General features: G+C 64.5%; 15 protein-coding genes. 4 read left to right on the forward strand and 11 right to left on the reverse strand.

What is annotated here, in order from left to right; all coding sequences use genetic code 11:
* The first annotated feature begins 142 nt into the window (after positions 1-142).
* The gene (locus J4D28_RS30625; protein ID WP_371920907.1) at positions 143-847 is read left to right on the forward strand and encodes a methyl-accepting chemotaxis protein; all 705 of its coding nucleotides are present in this window, start codon (positions 143-145) and stop codon (positions 845-847) included.
* A gap of 67 nt (positions 848-914) precedes the next feature.
* Here the strand turns inward: J4D28_RS30625 and J4D28_RS03850 are convergent, their stop codons facing one another.
* Positions 915-1,319, reverse strand: a complete 405-nt coding sequence (locus tag J4D28_RS03850; protein WP_101281779.1) for a DUF3077 domain-containing protein — start codon at positions 1,317-1,319, stop codon at positions 915-917.
* 965 nt (positions 1,320-2,284) lie between these two features.
* Complete coding sequence (locus J4D28_RS03855; protein ID WP_103330616.1) at positions 2,285-2,842, reverse strand: hypothetical protein; 558 nt, start codon at positions 2,840-2,842, stop codon at positions 2,285-2,287.
* Between the two features lie 244 nt (positions 2,843-3,086).
* Between J4D28_RS03855 and J4D28_RS03860 the strand changes: the two genes are divergently transcribed.
* Positions 3,087-4,115, forward strand: coding sequence for an AraC family transcriptional regulator (locus tag J4D28_RS03860; RefSeq protein WP_103330617.1), 1,029 nt, complete (start codon positions 3,087-3,089; stop codon positions 4,113-4,115).
* 131 nt (positions 4,116-4,246) lie between these two features.
* Here J4D28_RS03860 and J4D28_RS03865 read toward each other — a convergent pair whose 3' ends face one another.
* The 8 genes from J4D28_RS03865 to J4D28_RS03900 all read right to left on the reverse strand — a co-directional run bounded on the left by J4D28_RS03865 (position 4,247) and on the right by J4D28_RS03900 (position 13,688).
* Entirely contained in the window at positions 4,247-4,615 is a 369-nt protein-coding gene (locus J4D28_RS03865; protein WP_009046877.1) for a glyoxalase superfamily protein, read from the reverse strand.
* Between the two features lie 131 nt (positions 4,616-4,746).
* Complete coding sequence (locus J4D28_RS03870) at positions 4,747-6,207, reverse strand: amidohydrolase family protein (protein ID WP_103330618.1); 1,461 nt, start codon at positions 6,205-6,207, stop codon at positions 4,747-4,749.
* Position 6,208: 1 nt separating this feature from the next.
* Complete coding sequence (locus J4D28_RS03875; protein ID WP_016704176.1) at positions 6,209-7,069, reverse strand: MurR/RpiR family transcriptional regulator; 861 nt, start codon at positions 7,067-7,069, stop codon at positions 6,209-6,211.
* Positions 7,070-7,084: 15 nt separating this feature from the next.
* On the reverse strand, positions 7,085-8,434 hold the full coding sequence (locus J4D28_RS03880; RefSeq protein ID WP_103330619.1) for a gluconate:H+ symporter: 1,350 nt from the start codon (positions 8,432-8,434) through the stop codon (positions 7,085-7,087).
* 432 nt (positions 8,435-8,866) lie between these two features.
* Positions 8,867-10,534, reverse strand: coding sequence for a gamma-glutamyltransferase (gene ggt / locus J4D28_RS03885; RefSeq protein ID WP_038630553.1), 1,668 nt, complete (start codon positions 10,532-10,534; stop codon positions 8,867-8,869).
* 370 nt (positions 10,535-10,904) lie between these two features.
* The gene (locus J4D28_RS03890) at positions 10,905-11,798 is read right to left on the reverse strand and encodes an NAD-dependent epimerase/dehydratase family protein (RefSeq protein ID WP_103330620.1); all 894 of its coding nucleotides are present in this window, start codon (positions 11,796-11,798) and stop codon (positions 10,905-10,907) included.
* Between the two features lie 214 nt (positions 11,799-12,012).
* Positions 12,013-12,924, reverse strand: a complete 912-nt coding sequence (locus J4D28_RS03895) for a LysR family transcriptional regulator (protein ID WP_103330621.1) — start codon at positions 12,922-12,924, stop codon at positions 12,013-12,015.
* A 173-nt stretch (positions 12,925-13,097) separates the two neighbouring features.
* A complete protein-coding gene (locus J4D28_RS03900; protein ID WP_009046869.1) occupies positions 13,098-13,688 on the reverse strand; it encodes an NAD(P)H-dependent oxidoreductase in 591 nt (196 codons plus the stop codon).
* Between the two features lie 203 nt (positions 13,689-13,891).
* On the opposite strand from J4D28_RS03900, the gene J4D28_RS03905 reads away from it, so the two are divergent.
* Positions 13,892-14,206 carry a putative quinol monooxygenase gene (locus J4D28_RS03905; RefSeq protein WP_016704181.1) on the forward strand — a complete coding sequence of 105 codons (315 nt, stop codon included), beginning with the start codon at positions 13,892-13,894 and terminating at the stop codon, positions 14,204-14,206.
* Here the strand turns inward: J4D28_RS03905 and J4D28_RS03910 are convergent.
* Positions 14,196-14,960 carry a sulfite exporter TauE/SafE family protein gene (locus J4D28_RS03910; protein ID WP_103330622.1) on the reverse strand — a complete coding sequence of 255 codons (765 nt, stop codon included), beginning with the start codon at positions 14,958-14,960 and terminating at the stop codon, positions 14,196-14,198. The two genes, J4D28_RS03905 and J4D28_RS03910, sit on opposite strands and share 11 nt — an antisense overlap.
* Before the next feature lie 204 nt (positions 14,961-15,164).
* On the opposite strand from J4D28_RS03910, the gene J4D28_RS03915 reads away from it, so the two are divergent.
* Positions 15,165-16,049: a LysR substrate-binding domain-containing protein gene (locus tag J4D28_RS03915; RefSeq protein ID WP_103330623.1), complete on the forward strand. Its 885-nt coding sequence runs from the start codon at positions 15,165-15,167 to the stop codon at positions 16,047-16,049.
* The last annotated feature ends 31 nt before the right edge of the window (positions 16,050-16,080 follow it).

Consider the following 16,080-nt stretch of genomic DNA (forward strand, 5'->3'; position numbering starts at 1 on the left):
CGAACTGATCGGCGGCATCCGCGACGGCGTGACCCAGATCGCCAGCGCCGCCGAAGAACTGTCGGCCGTCACCGAAGAAACCAGCGCCGGGGTCAACAGCCAGAAGGTCGAGACCGACCAGGTGGCCACCGCCATGCACGAGATGACCGCCACCGTACAGGAAGTCGCGCGCAACGCCGAAGAAGCCTCGCAAGCCGCAGCCGCCGCCGACGGCGAAGCCCGCGAAGGCGACAAAGTGGTGGCCGAAGCCATCGCCCAGATCGAACGCCTGGCCAGCGAAGTGGTGCGCTCCACCGACGCCATGAGCGTGCTGCAACAGGAAAGCCAGAAGATCGGCAGCGTCATGGACGTGATCAAGGCCGTGGCCGAACAGACCAACCTGCTGGCCCTGAACGCCGCCATCGAAGCCGCCCGCGCCGGTGAAGCCGGTCGTGGTTTCGCCGTGGTCGCCGACGAAGTCCGCGCCCTGGCGCAACGCACGCAGAAATCCACCGAGGAAATCGAAGGCCTGGTGGCCGGCCTGCAGAACGGCACCCAGCAAGTGGCCAACGTGATGAACAACAGCCGCAGCCTGACCGACAGCAGCGTCGACCTGACCCGCAAGGCCGGTGCCTCCCTGGAGAACATCACCCGCACGGTGTCGAACATCCAGTCGATGAACCAGCAGATCGCCGCCGCTGCCGAACAGCAGAGCGCCGTGGCCGAGGAAATCAGCCGCAGCATCATCAACGTGCGCGACGTCTCGGAACAGACCGCCGCCGCCAGCGATGAAACCGCCGCCTCCAGCGTCGAACTGGCCCGCCTGGGCAACCAGCTGCAAATGATGGTCAGCCACTTCCGCGTCTGACCCTCGCCTTCGCCCCGGGAACAACGAGGCGCCCACAAGGAAGTGGGCCCCCATCGCCACCGCACAATCACCCCTCCCGCAACACCCCCTGCCGGCCCGTCCCATCCAGCAACGCATCCACCACCGCCCGCGCCATCTCCACCGAATGGATCATCGACCAGATCAAGCCACGCTCGATGCCGCTGGCACTGGTGATCTCATCCGCCGTCTCCTCGGCACACTTGAGCAACAACGACACATGCAACAACGCCTCCTCGGCACTGACCCCGGCGCGCACCGCGAACAACGGCCGACCGTTACCGTCGCGACAACCGAAAGAAGCACTGCCGGTTTCCTGCAAAGCACAATGCAAAGGCTCCCCCTCGACACGACTGTCCAACGCCTGACGAAGGGTTTGATTGGGGACTTCCAACTGAACGATCCGTTCGCGACTGGGCGAAAGCATGGGCGGATCGGGGACGAGCTTTTTCATGGTGGATCCTCTTGGAATGGAGCCACCACCTACCGCTGCTAAACGAATGAGGGTGGCAGCTGTACGCGGGTTAGCAGACCGGTCCAAGAATCCGGCGCACCCGAAGGCGCCCCACGCACAGCCGCCATGACAGCAACCGAAAAAAGCTGGTTGAGCTGACAGCGATACCTGCGTGACTTGGAAGCGAGCTGCTAAACCCGATCACCGAAAAACCGGTGACAAACCCGAGGCTAGACAGCGCCCTTCCCAGACGCAAGCGCCCCGGAGTTTCTCGGAAAAGCCTTACAAAATAAAGCGAAGAGCCTCACTTTCAGACAGCGTCCTACACGACAAAACCTGTCATCCGCAGGGCCTGATCGCGAGCAAGCTCGCTCCTACAAAAGGCGCCGATATAGCCGGATCTCTGTAGCCGCTGCCGAGCCTGCGAGGCTGCGAGGCTGCGATAGGACCGTAGGTCCTCCTGCGGTCTCAAGATCCTGCGCCCGCTTCGCGGTCGATCGCAGCCTCGCAAGCTCGGCAGCGGCTACAGGGTTCAGCGTCGACCGGCAGGTCGCGCCCGGCTTTGGCTTTGGCTTTGGCTTTGGCTTTGGCTTTGGCTTTTGATCTTGCTCTGGCTTTTGATCCACCCGCCCCATCGGGAGGCCGAGCGGAGGTGTTCATCAGGGGGATGGCGCGCAGCGCCCCTCGACGCAGTCGAGGACATCGTATGGAGGTCGAAGCGAAGCCGACCGGAGTCGATGCCCCCTGATGGACACCGGAGCGAGGGAACCTGAGCGCAGCGAAGGCCGGACGCAGGGGCAAGCGTTTTTTGGTTACTTTTTTTGGCGTTTGAAAAAAAGTGACCCGCCGTAAGGGCGGAACCATAAGCAGCCGTTACCGCAGAAACGGATATGTACACCGTCCAACATCCCCGGCGAGGCCAGAACCGCAATCGCGGGCAAGCCTCGCTCCTACAGAAGCCCGCGCTACTCGATCCGCCAGATCCGCACCGTGGCGCTCTTCAACTCCAAGGACCACTCCTCTTCCGACAAACGAAGCCGCCGCAGCACCTCCCCCATCTCCGTCTCAGCCACGTAGTCCTTGGCAATCACCAAAACAAGAAACTTGTTCCGAACCCCCACCATCCGTTGCAAACGGCGCAGATCCGCAAACACCGACCAGACCACAGACTCACCCGAATCAACCTGCGGAAACCAGAGTCGCCCATCCCCATCCTCTCGAAGAACGGATCGGGTCTCGCCCATCCCCTTGCCCATCAGGCACTTGGCAAAAGACACATCCCCCAGGCATTTCACCTCGGCCGCCATGTCGAGATCTTCCGTGTACAGGTCGACTTTCGTACGTCCCCCGGCCTTACCGCTGGTCCAGATATCCGGATAACCATGCTGCCAGGCATACAGGCTGAGCTCCGCCTGAATCCAGTGCTCCCGGCAATCGCTCAGTTGCAGGACTTGCCCCAGGCGCTCGCGGATCGCATAGAAAGCCCCGAGAAAAACCTCCGGCCATACAGGTGTCGTATTCATCTTTGGATTCCGTTCCTGGGGTTGTTGGGGAGCACTTTTCAGGCCCCCCGTAAATTTTCCTACCTCTCGCAGATCGGCCGGCACCCCACAGTCTTGAGTTACCGTGTACACCGCCCAATATTCCCTGCGAGGCTACCACCGTCATCGCGGGCAAGCCTCGCTCCTACAAGACCAGCGTTGCACCCGGGATCACAGGCATTTACCTTTACCCTCAAAAAGCGCGCCCACCGCCAGGAACCCCACCATGCAGCCCCTTGGTTACACCTCGGTCCCACCGCTGCTCAAATACCTGCGCCACGCTGAACACCTCGGCCTGCCCACCGCCCCCGCGCTGCACGCCGCGGGCCTTGCCGCCGAACAACTGAACGACAACAGCCTGCGCCTGCCCGTCGAGGCCCACGAACGCCTGCTGGGGTATTTCTGCCAACACTCCGGCGACCCGCTGTTCGGCCTCAACGCCGCCCGCTATGTGCTGCCCAATTCCTGGAGCGTGCTCGGCTACATCACCATGAACTGCGCGACCCTGGGCGAAGCCATGAGCCGGATCATGCCGTTCGAAAAACTGGTGGGCGACATGGGGGTGAGTCGCATCGAGATGATCGAGGACCAGGTCCGCCTGATCTGGAACTGCCGCCTGCCGACCTCCGACACCCGCCGCCAGCTGGTGGAAAACGTGCTCGCCTCCTGGCTGCTCTACGCCCGCTGGATCGCCGACACCCAGCTCTCACCGAGCGCCGTGTGGTTCGAACACCCGCTGCCGGCCGGCACCACGCTGGAACAATACGAAGCGTTTTTTGCTTGCCCGGTGCTGTTCGAACAGAGCTGCTCGGCCTTGCTGGCGCCGCTGAGCTACCTGCAACTGCCGTTGCGCCAGGCCGATGCCCAACTGCTGCGAACCCTGGAAGAACACGCCATGAGCCTGATGGCGTCGCTGGCGGAAGCACCGTTGGCGCTGCAGGTGAAGAACGCCCTGCGCCAGTTGCTCAAGGAAGGTTTGCCGCGCAAGGAACAGGTGGCCGATCTGCTGGCGATGTCGCCGCGCACCATGCAGCGCCAACTGCAACAGGCCGGCACCTCCTACCAGCAGATCCTCGATGACCTGCGCCAGGAGCTGGCCGAGCACTACCTGCTGCACAGCGACCTGCCGATCCAGGACATTTCCTATTACCTGGGTTTTACCGAACCACGCTCGTTTCACCGCACGTTCAAGGGGCGGACCGGGATGACGCCGGGGGAGTTTCGGCAGACCCAGCGAACACGCCCATCCGTGTAGCCGCTGCCGAGCGCAGCGAGGCTGCGACAGGACCGAAGGTCCTCCAGCGATTCCAGGATCCCTGCGCCCCCTGCGGGGTCGATCGCAGCCTCGCTGCGCTCGGCAGCGGCTACAGGGTGCAGGGTGCAGGTTCAGACGCAGATGGCGTTGGTGAACACCAGCCGATTGCCGAACGGATCGAGCACCGTCATGTCCTGGCTGCCCCAGGGCATGGCCTGGATCTGCGGGTGGGCGAAGCGGTAATCCTTGGCCAGCAACTGCTGCTGGAAGGCTTCCAGTTCGTCGGTCTCGATGCGCAACGCAGAACCCGGCGTGCTGTCGCCATGGTGCTCCGACAGGTGCAGCACGCACTCCCCGCGCGACACCTGCATATACAGCGGGAAGTTGTCTTCGAAGCGGTGCTGCCAGTCGAGCGTGAAGCCCAGGAAGTCGATATAAAACTCCCGCGCCTTGGCCTCGTCGAAGATCCGCAGGATGGGGGTGGTTTTGCCAAAGCTCATTGCGCGACTCCCTGATGAAAGATGTCCACGGTATAGCAGGTGGATGTCAGCACTTCGGCTAGGCCAAGGCTTTCTTTAATATCATCAGGCCATCACTGTGACGGCGTTCACCTATTCGGCGCCGCGCACCTTCAGCCGTTGAACCCTTCACGCAAATCCCCTTCCCGCGCCAGGAAGCGCCCTTGCCTGCGGCCATTGGCCTGGCCTTCGGCATAGCTGCGCACGCCGTTGACCCACACGCTCTCGATACCCTCGGCGGCCTGTTGCGGGCTTTTGAAGTCGGCGACATCGCGGACCCGCGCCGGGTCGAACAGCACCAGGTCGGCCCAATACCCTTCGCGGATTTCGCCGCGCTGCTTGAGGCCGAAACGCGCCGCCGACAGGCCGGTCATCTTGTGCACCGCAGTGTGCAACGGGAACAGGCCAAGGTCGCGGCTGAAGTGCCCGAGCACCCGCGGGAAGGCGCCCCACAACCGTGGATGGGGGAACGGGTCTTCCGGCAGGCCGTCGGAACCGATCATCGACAGCGGATGGGAAAGGATGCGCCGCACATCGGCCTCATCCATGCCGTAGTACACCGCGCCGGCCGGTTGCAGGCGCCGTGCGGCGTCCAGCAGGGTCGTGCCCCACTCGGCGGCGATGTCCATCAGGTCGCGGCCGCCCAGTTCCGGGTGCGGGGTGGACCAGGTGATGGTGATGCGAAAAGCATCGGTGACCTGCTTGAGGTCTAGGGTCGAGGAACTGGCCGCGTAGGGATAGCAATCGCAGCCCACTGGATAGTCTTTCGCCGCCTGTTCCAGGGACGCCAGCAACTGCGGACTGCGCCCCCAGTTACCCGCCCCCGCGCATTTGAGGTGGGAAATGATCACCGGTGCCTTGGCGTGGCGGCCAATCAGGAACGCCTCGTCCATGGCCTCCAGCACCGGCTCGAATTCACTGCGCAGGTGGGTGGTGTACACCGCGCCGAAGGCGCTCAGTTCCTCGGCCAGTTGCAGCACCTCGTCGGTCTCGGCCGAGAAGGCGCTGGCGTAGGCCAGGCCGGTGGATAAGCCCAGGGCACCGTCTTCCAGGCTGGCCCGCAGTTGCTCGCGCATGGCGGCGATTTCCTCCGCCGTGGCGGTGCGATACAGGTCGTCCAGATGATTGCTGCGCAGCGCCGTGTGGCCGATCAGCGCCGCCACATTGACCGCCGGCTGCGCGGCATCCACCGCGTCGCGGTAGTCGCGAAATCGCGGGTAGACGAAGGCCGCCTGGCTGCCCAGCAGGTTCATCGGGTCGGGTGGATCGGCGCGCAAACTCACCGGCGAGGCGCTGATGCCGCAGTTGCCGACGATCACCGTGGTCACGCCCTGGCTGAGCTTGGGCAGCATCTGCGGCTGGCGGATCACCACGGTGTCGTCGTGGGTGTGCACGTCGATAAAACCGGGGGCCAGCACCTGCCCGGCGGCGTCGATTTCTTCAGTGGCGCGGGCGCCTTGCAGGTCGCCGATGCGGGCGATGCGACCATCGAGCAGGGCGACATCGGCGGGATAAGCCGGGCGGTCGCTGCCGTCGATCACCAGGGCGTTGCGGATCAGGGTGTCGTAAAGCATGTCAGTCTCCCAGCGGCAGGCAATCGTCGCCGCCACGGTAATCGTCCAGGGCCAGTTTGATCCGGCGCAGGCGTTCCTGGTTGTCTTCGGGCAGGGCCAGCGCCAGCTCGGTGGCCAGTACATCGATGGCCAGCAGCATGCCGTAGCGCGCGGCCGTGGGTTTGTAGATAAAGGAGGTCTCGGCGCTTTGCAGCGGCAGCAGCACGTCCGCCAGCTGCGCCAGCGGCGAGTCGGCCAGGGTGATGGCGAGCACACTGGCGCCGTAGCTGCGGGCCAGTTCGACGGTCTCCAGCAATTCGGGGGTGATGCCGGTCAGGGAGCAGGCGATCAGCGCGTGTTGCGGGCCCAACGCCGCAGCGGTCACCCGCATCATCACCGGGTCGTGGCAGGCGGCGATGGGGTAGCCGAGGCGCACCAGGCGCACCTGCAATTCGTCGCTGCACAGGGTGGAACAGCCGCCCATGCCGAAGGCGTGAATCATCTGCGCCTTGCCCAGCAAGCGCACCGCGTCGCGAAAGCGCGACTCGTCGAACCCCGCCAGGTGCTGGTGCAGGGTCGACTCGATATCACCGACGATCTGCCGATAGAAACCCGACTGCTCCGGCGCGTCCGCCGGGTCGAGAAAACGGCTGCCGACCCCGCTGGCCTGAGCCAGTTGCAGGCGCAGGTCGCGCAGGTCGCGACAGCCCACGCTGCGGGCAAAACGCGACAGGGTGGCGGCGCTGACTTCCGCCTGCTGCGCCAGCTCTTCCAGGCTGGCCGAGGCGGCGAAACCGACGTCATCCAGCATCAAGCGGGCGATGCGGCCTTCGCCGGCGCTGAAGGAATCCTGGCGGGAACGGATCTGGTAGAGGATGTCCATGGGCGGCACCTGGGCTCAAAGCAGTTGGGCAAGACCGACGGTCAGGGCGAAGGCGACCACCGAGATCAGGGTCTCCAGCACCGTCCAGGTCTTGAAGGTCTGGGTCACGGTCATATTGAAGTATTCCTTGATCAGCCAAAAGCCGCCGTCGTTGACGTGGGAGAAGATCACCGAGCCGGCGCCGGTGGCCAGCACCAGCAGTTCCGGATGGGGGTAACCCAGGCCGATGGCCACCGGCGCCACCACACCCGAGGCGGTGGTCATGGCCACGGTGGCCGAGCCGGTGGCGATGCGCATCAGCGCGGCGAACAGCCAGCCCATCAGCAGCGGCGACAGCTGGAATTCATGGGCCAGGCCGACGATCTGGTCGGTGACCCCGGCGTCCACCAGGATCCGGTTGAGGCCGCCACCGGCGCCCACCAGCAAGGTGATGCTGGCGGTCGGCGCCAGGCATTCGTTGGTGAACCTGAGGATCGATTCGCGGTTGAAACCCTGGGCCAGGCCGAGGGTCCAGAAGCTCAGCAGGGTCGCCAGCAACAGGGCGATCACCGAGTTGCCGATAAACAGCAGGAACTGGTTGAGGCCGCTGCCCGGGGTGGAGATCAGGTTGGCCCAGCCGCCGATCAGCATCAGCACCACCGGCAACAGGATGGTGGCCATGGTGATCGCAAAACTGGGCAGGCGGGTGCGCGGCTCCCGGTCGAGGAACTGACGCGCCAGCGGGTTTTCCGCCGGCAGCTGGATGCGCGGCACGATGAATTTGGCGTACACGGGGCCGGCGATGATCGCCGTGGGAATGCCGATCAGGATCGCGTACAGCAGGGTCTGCCCCACCGACGCCTGATAGGCCTGCACCGCCAGCATCGCTGCCGGGTGCGGCGGCACCAGGGCATGCACCACCGACAGGCCGGCGACCATCGGCAGGCCGACCATCAGGATCGACACGCCGACACGCTTCGCCACGGTGAAGGCGATTGGCACCAGCAACACGAAACCGACCTCGAAGAACAGCGGCAGGCCCACCAGGAAGGCGATGCAGACCATCGCCCAGTGCGCGTTGCGCTCGCCGAAACGGTCGATCAGGGTCCGCGCCACCTGCTCCGCGCCGCCGGACTCGGCCATCATCTTGCCGAGCATGGTGCCCAGGGCCACCACCAGGGCGATGTGCCCCAGGGTCTTGCCGACACCCGCCTCGTAGGCGCCGATCACCCCGGACGGCGGCATCCCGGCCATCAGCGCCAGGCCCACCGAGACCAGGGTGATGACAATGAACGGATTGATCCGGTAACGCGCGATCAGGACGATCAACGCGATGATGGCGATGGCGGCATAGCCCAGCAGCCAGTAGCCCAATGCAGGTGTCATGCGGTACTCCTCGAAAAAGGGTCACGTCGAATGCTTGTGAAACTCATAAATCATTTCGTGACCGAGTTTTCAAACCGCATGAAAGTAACTTTCGTACAGAGACAAGCTTTGTCGCGGACAGATATGCCGTGTCGCGAATAATGAAAATCGGCGAGGGGTATTTTCATCCGCTGTAGCGGAAGAGATAGAGCTTCTGGGGGACAGGTGAAGGTTGAGTGCGGTTCTGTAGGAGCGAGGCTTGCCCGCGATGGCGTCGTATCTGACCCACCGCGTGGCCCCAATCGCGAGCAAGCTTCGCTCCTACAGAAGCTTGCTCGTCCCGGGGGTGATACGGCTGACCCATTGTAGGAGCGAGGCTTGCCCGCGATAGCGTCGTCCCTGACTCACCGCGGTGGCCCAATCGCGAGCAAGCTTCGCTCCTACAAAGGCAGGTTATTTGACGACTTTGCCCACACCGCGCCCACGTGGGTCGGAGGCCGTTTCCAGCTGGCTGCCGGTGACCCGGATCGCCTGGATATCGCCCATCTCCCAGCCCTGATCTTCCAGGGTGTAGCCCATGGCTTTCAGCTCGTCGGCAACCTTGCCGGTAAGTGGTGCGTAGGCGTCGTAGTAGAGGGTGTCCTTGGGCAGCAGCTGGTGATGCACGCGCTGCGCGGCCACGGCTTTTTCCAGCGGCAGGTTGAAGTCGTAGAGGTTGTTCAGCACCTGGAAGATCGAGGTGAAGATCCGCGACCCGCCCGGCGTGCCCAGCACCAGGGTGACCTTGCCATCGCGGGTCACCAGGCTCGGGCTCATGGAGGACAGCATGCGCTTGCCCGGCGCGATGGCGTTGGCATCGCCGCCGACCACGCCAAAGGCGTTGGCCACCCCGGGCTTGGCGCTGAAGTCGTCCATTTCGTCGTTGAGCAGGAACCCCGCGCCCTTGACCACCACACCGCTGCCGTAGTCCCAGTTGAGGGTGTAGGTATTGCTCACCGCGTTGCCGTCGGCGTCGACGATGGAGAAGTGGGTGGTCTGGTGCCGTTCCAGGCCCGGGCGGACTTTTTCGGTGGGCGAGATGGCTGTCGGGTTGATCTCGGCGGCGCGTTTTTTCAGGTAGGCAGGGTCGGTCAGTTGCTTGACCGGCACCTCGGAGAACGCCGGGTCGCCGAGGTAATCGGCGCGGTCGGCGAACACGCGCTTTTCGATTTCCGCCAGCAGGTGGATGTACTTGGCCGAGTTCAGCTCGACGCCCTTGAAGTCCGCCGTGCGCTCTTCCTTGATGGTCATCAGCTGCGCCAAGGCCACGCCGCCGGAGCTCGGCGGCGGCGCGGTGTACAGGGTGTTGCCGCGCCAGTTGACCTGCAGCGGCTCACGCCAGGCGACCTTGTAGTCCTGCAGGTCCTGCTTGGTGATCAGGCCTTTGTCGGCCTGCATCTGCGCCACCAGCAGGTCGGCGGTCTTGCCTTCGTAGAATTCCTTGACGCCCTGGTCGGCGATGCGCTCCAGGGTCGCGGCCAGCTCTGGCTGGCGGAAGGTTTCGCCCGATTTCATGCTGCCGAAATAGTCGCCGAAATTGGTGCTGTCCTTGAACAGCTTCAGCGCGTCCTCGCGGTACTGGTACTGCTTGTCGGCGACCTTGAAGCCGTTCTTCGCATAGCCCACCGCCGGGGTGATCAGCTCGCTCCAGGGCAGCTTGCCGAACTTCTTGTGCGCTTCCCACAGGCCCATCACCGTGCCCGGCACCCCCGCGGCGCGCGCGCCGACCAGGCTGAGGTTCTCGATGACCTCGCCTTTTTCGTTCAGGTACATGTCGCGGGTCGCGGCCTTGGGCGCGGTTTCGCGGTAGTCGAGGAAGTAGGGTTTGCCGTCGATGAACAGGGTCATGAAACCGCCGCCGCCAATGTTGCCGGCCTCGGGGTAGGTCACCGCCAGGGTGAAGGCGGTGGCGACCGCGGCATCCACCGCGTTGCCGCCCTTCTTGAGAATCTGCGCCGCGACGTCGGCGCCATACTGGTTCGGCGCGGCGACCGCGCCACCTTCCAGCAACGCGGCGAAGGCCGGCGAGCTGGCGGCGATGGCCGCTGTCAGAGCCAGGGTCTTAAACAGAACAATGCGCATAAGGTCCGTCCTTTTATTGTTTTTTGGCAGGTCGAACGATAGGGGCAAGATCGGGGGCGGAGCAATCGGCAAATAAAAACGGCCGCTTGAAGCGGCCGTCTGGCGAGGGGAGGAGTGACGGTGGCGACGGTGCCGCGCTTGAGGTCGTCACGACCGTACCGGTCGATCGTGGCCCGAGCCTGCAGCAGCGGCTACAGGATCACGCTGCCCGTGTAGCCGCTGCCGAGCCTGCGAGGCTGCGATCGGCAACGCCGTTGCCGCAAAACCTGAATCCGCGAACTGCCTGGAAAAAAGCGCCAGCCGGTTTACGACGGCTACGCCGCCGAGCGCAGCCTCGCTGGCGCTCGACAGCGGCTACAGGGATAGCGGGTCAGACCATCTCGTGGCGAATCCACTCCAGCACCGAGGTGCGCCGCGGTACCCAGCCCAACAGTTCGCGGGCGTTCTTGCCGCGCACGCGGCTGTTGGAGCCCAGGCCGTAGTTGGCCATTTCATAGCCCCACTCGGCTTCGGCGTCGGCCAGCGGCCAGTCCTGCGGCGCGCCGAGGTGCAGGGCCTGGGCCATGGCGGTGGTCATGTCGATGAACGAGGCCTCACCGCTTTCGACGAAGTAGAAGGTGCCCGGGATGTTGCGGGTCAGCGCCAGCAGGTACAGCGCCACCACGTCTTCGATATGCACGTTGGACCAGATGTTCTGCCCCGGACCGACATGCCGCACCACGCCGCTGTTGCGCGCCTGCTTGAGCAGCCGCGGCAGCTGCACGCTGTCGCGTTTCACACCGAGGCTGTGGCCGTAGATCAGGGTGTTGCAGAGCACCGCCGAGTTGACCCCGTCCCTGGCCGCGGCCAGCACCAGGTTGTCGATGGCCACGCGCGCGGCCTTGTCGACGGTGGGCTCTGGCAGGTTGTTTTCCTGATAGACGACTTCGCTGACCTTGCCGCCCGAAGCGTCGCCGACAATGCTCGAACCGCTGGTGTGCAGGAAGACTTTATTGGAGCCCTTGAGGGCCGCGATCAGGACTTCCACCGCGCCACGATGGTCGCTGCTGGCGGCGTTGATCACCGCATCGGCGGCGCGGGCCTGTTCGGTCAGCACGGCGCTGTCGTCCAGGCTGCCGAGCACCGGCTTGATGCCCAGGGCAGTGAGTTCGGCGGCCTGTTCGGCGCTGCGCACCAGGCCGGTGACTTGATGGCCGGCCTGGACCAGGCCGGTGGCGATGGAGCCGCCGATAAAACCCGCGGCGCCGGTAACGAATACATTCATGGAGAAACTCCCTGGGTGGGTCAGTGATGGCGCCAGTATCGGCGGGAGACTCCTGCCGAAACAGGCAGGCTGGCCCAAATCACTCTTGCGCAGGGATCACGAATCAGGGATCAGCCTTCCCACGGGAATTGATCGCTGCAGGAGCTGGCTTGCCAGCGATGGCATCTGCCCGGGCGGTGCAAGGCAAACCGGCTCCTCCTACAGCAGAAAGGCCTCAGCCTTCGAACAGCGGGTTGGCGTAATCGGCCAGCTTGCCCTGGATAAAGTCGAGGAAGCACTGGATGCGCAGGGCCAGCTGCGAGTTGCGGTAGTACACGGCGTTGATCGGCTGGCGATAGCCGCTGTTGAACTCCGAGAGGATCGGCGTGAGGCGCCCGGCGCGGATGTCGTCGATGGTCATGAAGTGCGACAGGCAGGCAATGCCCTGCCCTTCCAGCGCCAGGTGGCGCACCGTCTCACCGCTGGAGGCGCTGATGCCCGGCTGGATCGGCCAGCGGTCGCCGTGCACATGGCGCAGTGGCCAGTGGTTGAGGGTTTCGGTCTGGGTGAAGCCCAGCAGGGTATGTTCGCTCAGCTCGGCCACGGTGGCGGGTGTGCCGTGCTGCTTCAGGTAGGCGGGGCTGGCAAGGATATGCAGCGGGCTGCAACCGAGCGAGCGCGCATGCAGGGTCGAGTCCGCCAGGGTGCCGATACGGATCGCGATATCGGTGCTCTGTTCCAGCAGGTCGATGATCAGGTCGTTGCTGTTGAGCTCCAGCTGGATGTCCGGGTACAGGCTACGGAACTCGGCGATGTAGGGCACGATGGCGTGCAGCATGAACGGCGAGGCGGCGTTGATCCGCAGGCGCCCGGATGGGGTCTGCTGGCGGGACGACAGGCGTTCTTCGAGTTCGTCCATCTGGTCGAGGATCAGCTTGGCCTGCTCGAAGAAGTACTTGCCCTCTTCGGTCAGGTCCATGCGCCGCGTGGTGCGGTTGATCAGCGTGGTATCGAGCTTGGCTTCCAGGCGCGACAGGGTGCGGCTGACCGCCGACGGCGTCTGCCCGACCTGCTCGGCCGCCGCGGAAATCGAACCGCATTCGATGACGCAGACGAAGATCTGGAGTTCGTCGGATCTGGCTTTCACGTAAGTCCTCTATCTCGGTTGGGCGCCCTGTAGCCGCTGCCGCAGGCTGCGATAAGGCCGAAGGCCTTCAGCGATCTCACGACCTTGCGCCCCCTTCGGTGGCGATCGCAGCCTGCGGCAGCGGCTACAGGTCCCACATCGGGCTCGCGGCACGCCACCGATAGTAGCCGGATTTACGCGGGGAGGTTGAACACCGCCTTGAGGTGTTCTTCGTAGCGCTGCACATCGGCTTCGATGTTCGGCCGCTTCATCACGTCGACGCAAAGGAAGGTCGGCAGGCCGCGCATGCCGAGGAACTGGTTGGCCTTGTGGAACGGGAAGTACACCGCGTCCACGCCCTTGGCTTCGAAGAAGTCGGTCGGGTCGTCGAAGGCTTGCTGCGGCGCGTTCCAGGTCAGCGACAGCATGTACTGCTTGTCGTGGATCAGGCCGCCGCTGCCGTATTTCTGCGAGGCGTCGGAGCGGGTGCGGCCGTCGCTGGCGTAGAGGCTGCCGTGGCCTTCGGTGAAGACTTCGTCGATGTACTTTTTCACGATCCACGGCGCGCCCATCCACCAGCCCGGCATCTGGTAGACGATCACGTCGGCCCAGAGGAACTTGGCCACTTCTTCCTTGATGTCGTAGCCCTCGTCGATGTGGGTGACTTTGACGTCCACGCCGCCACGGTCCAGCACCGACACCGCGGCTTCATGCAGGGTCGCGTTGTAGCGGCCGTCGGAGTGGGCGAACTTCTTGCCACCATTGAGCAACAGTACTTTTTTCATGATCCAGCCTCATCAGGGACAACCCTTTGGCGCTGCGCTGCAGGGCCGGGTCGAGAAGATTAAAAACGATGGGGCGGAGAATATCGTTGAAAGACGATATGAATAAGCGCGATCCAGGCAAAAAACATTTGACCAATACGCACGAATAGGCGGCGGATTCGTGTCGTAGAATTTTTAAAACTCCCTTACCCAGGAACCGCCCCATGTCCGAACAGCACGGCTTTATCCTCCACGCCAAGACCCGCCCGGAAATGTCCGAGGCCTTCGAAGCGCTGTTTCGCGCCTATGTCGAGCCAAGCCGCGCCGAGCCCGGCTGCATCGAGTACCACATGCTGCGCGACCAGCAGGACCCGAGCCTGTTCATCTTCTACGAGATCTGGGAATCCCAGGCGCACCTGGACGTGCACTCCAACCTGCCGCACATGAAGGCGTTCTTCGACAAGCGCATGGATTACCTGGAACGCGACTTCGATATCCGCCGTATCGACATGCTCAGCCCGTCGTCCGCTAGCCGCTGATCAGCAGGTGAGTACCAAGCAGGCCCAGGCCGCTGAAAAACACCCGTTTGAACAGCACGGCGCTGATGCGCTGGCGCAACGCCTGGCCCAGCCACATGCCGAGCAGGGCCGGGATCAGCGCCAACAGCGAGGCGCTGAGCTCGCCGCCACCCAGGGCACCGCGCCAGTACAGGCCGGCCGCCAGGGCCAGGGTCGAAACGGTGAACGACAGCCCCAGGGCCTGCACCAGTTCATCCTTGTGCAGCCCCAGCACCTGCAGATAAGGCACCGCCGGAATCACGAACACCCCGGTGGCCGAGGTGATGACGCCCGTCACCAGGCCACAGGCCGGGCCCAGCCAGGCTTCCATTCGCGGCCGCAGCCGCAGGGTTGGCAGCAGCAGTCCGCTCAGGGCATAGAGCAATAACGCCGCCCCCAGCGCCCGTACTACCCAGCGCCCGCCGTCGATGCCCAACCACAGGCTGCCCAGGCCGGTGCCGATAAAGATCGCCAGCAGCATCGGCCACAAGCGCTTGAGCAAGCCTCGCAAATGCCCGCCAAACGCCAGTTGCCAGACATTGGTCAGGGTCGCCGGAATGATCAGTAAGGCCGCAGCCTGCGTCGGCGCCATAGCCAGGCCGAGCAGGCCCATGGCAATGGTCGGCAGGCCGAGGCCGATCACGCCCTTGATCATGCCGGCCAGGACAAAGGTGCCGATCACCAGCAGGGACAGGAGCAAACCGAGGTTCTGGTAAAACGCGAGGGAAGTGTTCATGGCGCTATCCTGCGCCGACGGTGGTGGGCTGAAAATCTGCCATATACTGAGGCAGCCTCTTGCTTGGCGAGAGGCTGGAGATTTTCAGTGGCTGTGATGGCCCTATCGCGGGCAAGCCTCGCTCCTACAGGTATTGCACTGTCCTTGTAGGAGCGAGGCTTGCCCGCGATAGCCGCGCAGCGGCGCTTTCAAGGGACCCGCCCCATGCACTTCGACCTGACCGACCTGCGCCTGTACCTGAACATCCTCGACGCCGGCAATATCACCGCCGGCGCCAGCCGCAGCCATTTGTCCCTGGCCGCCGCCAGTGCGCGGATCCGCGCCATGGAGGCCTCCCTGGGCACCGAGTTTCTCCAGCGCGGCCGCCGTGGCGTCAGCCCGACACCCGCCGGCAAGGCCCTGGCCCAGCATGCGCGCGGCCTGCTGCAACAGGCCGAACACCTGCGCCAGGACCTGGCCGAATACGCCCGGGGCGTCAAAGGCCAGGTACGCCTGTTGTGCAACACCACGGCGATCACCGAATACCTGCCGGAGCCGCTGGCGGACTTTCTCTGCGCCCACCCCAACCTCGATATCGACCTGCAGGAACTGCCCAGCCTGCGCATCACCCACGCCCTGCGCCAGGGCGCGGCGGACCTGGGGATAGTGTCCGACGCGGTGGACACCCAGGGCCTGCAGACCCTGGCCTTTCGCGACGACCCGCTGGTGCTGGTCCTGCCCGCCCACCACCCGCTGGCAGACGGGCGGGCGGTGAGTTTCAGCGACAGCCTGCACCACGACTATGTCGGCCTCGCCGCCCACAGCGCCCTGGCCGTGTACCTGGAAGAACAGGCCCTGCACCTGGGGCTGCGGATGCCGATCCGCATCCGCGCCGACGGCTTCGATGGGGTGATGCGCATGGTCGCCCGGGGCGCCGGGCTGGCGGTGGTGCCCCGGGCCGCCGTCGAACGCCGGGGGCCGGATGCCTCGCTCACAGTGCTGCCACTGATGGAGGCCTGGGCGCAACGCAAGTTGCTGCTCTGTGCCCGCGACTTCAACGCCCTGCCCGCCTACGCCAAGGCTCTCCTGGAAACCCTGGGCCAACTGTAGGAGCAGCCGGTCGACGCTCGATTGCTCGCGA

The organism is Pseudomonas sp. GW531-T4 (assembly GCF_017349615.1).
Classification (GTDB): domain Bacteria; phylum Pseudomonadota; class Gammaproteobacteria; order Pseudomonadales; family Pseudomonadaceae; genus Aquipseudomonas; species Aquipseudomonas chlororaphis_I.

What these genes read in the sequence shown, in the direction of transcription:
- ggt (WP_038630553.1), bottom strand. Translation starts at nt 10,534, where the DNA reads ATGCGCATTGTTCTGTTTAAGACCCTGGCTCTGACAGCGGCCATCGCC.
- J4D28_RS03850 (WP_101281779.1), bottom strand. Translation starts at nt 1,319, where the DNA reads ATGAAAAAGCTCGTCCCCGATCCGCCCATGCTTTCGCCCAGTCGCGAA.
- J4D28_RS03865 (WP_009046877.1), bottom strand. Translation starts at nt 4,615, where the DNA reads ATGAGCTTTGGCAAAACCACCCCCATCCTGCGGATCTTCGACGAGGCC.
- J4D28_RS03855 (WP_103330616.1), bottom strand. Translation starts at nt 2,842, where the DNA reads ATGAATACGACACCTGTATGGCCGGAGGTTTTTCTCGGGGCTTTCTAT.
- J4D28_RS03860 (WP_103330617.1), top strand. Translation starts at nt 3,087, where the DNA reads ATGCAGCCCCTTGGTTACACCTCGGTCCCACCGCTGCTCAAATACCTG.
- J4D28_RS03900 (WP_009046869.1), bottom strand. Translation starts at nt 13,688, where the DNA reads ATGAAAAAAGTACTGTTGCTCAATGGTGGCAAGAAGTTCGCCCACTCC.
- J4D28_RS03915 (WP_103330623.1), top strand. Translation starts at nt 15,165, where the DNA reads ATGCACTTCGACCTGACCGACCTGCGCCTGTACCTGAACATCCTCGAC.
- J4D28_RS30625 (WP_371920907.1), top strand. Translation starts at nt 143, where the DNA reads ATGACCGCCACCGTACAGGAAGTCGCGCGCAACGCCGAAGAAGCCTCG.
- J4D28_RS03910 (WP_103330622.1), bottom strand. Translation starts at nt 14,960, where the DNA reads ATGAACACTTCCCTCGCGTTTTACCAGAACCTCGGTTTGCTCCTGTCC.
- J4D28_RS03905 (WP_016704181.1), top strand. Translation starts at nt 13,892, where the DNA reads ATGTCCGAACAGCACGGCTTTATCCTCCACGCCAAGACCCGCCCGGAA.
- J4D28_RS03870 (WP_103330618.1), bottom strand. Translation starts at nt 6,207, where the DNA reads ATGCTTTACGACACCCTGATCCGCAACGCCCTGGTGATCGACGGCAGC.
- J4D28_RS03880 (WP_103330619.1), bottom strand. Translation starts at nt 8,434, where the DNA reads ATGACACCTGCATTGGGCTACTGGCTGCTGGGCTATGCCGCCATCGCC.
- J4D28_RS03890 (WP_103330620.1), bottom strand. Translation starts at nt 11,798, where the DNA reads ATGAATGTATTCGTTACCGGCGCCGCGGGTTTTATCGGCGGCTCCATC.
- J4D28_RS03875 (WP_016704176.1), bottom strand. Translation starts at nt 7,069, where the DNA reads ATGGACATCCTCTACCAGATCCGTTCCCGCCAGGATTCCTTCAGCGCC.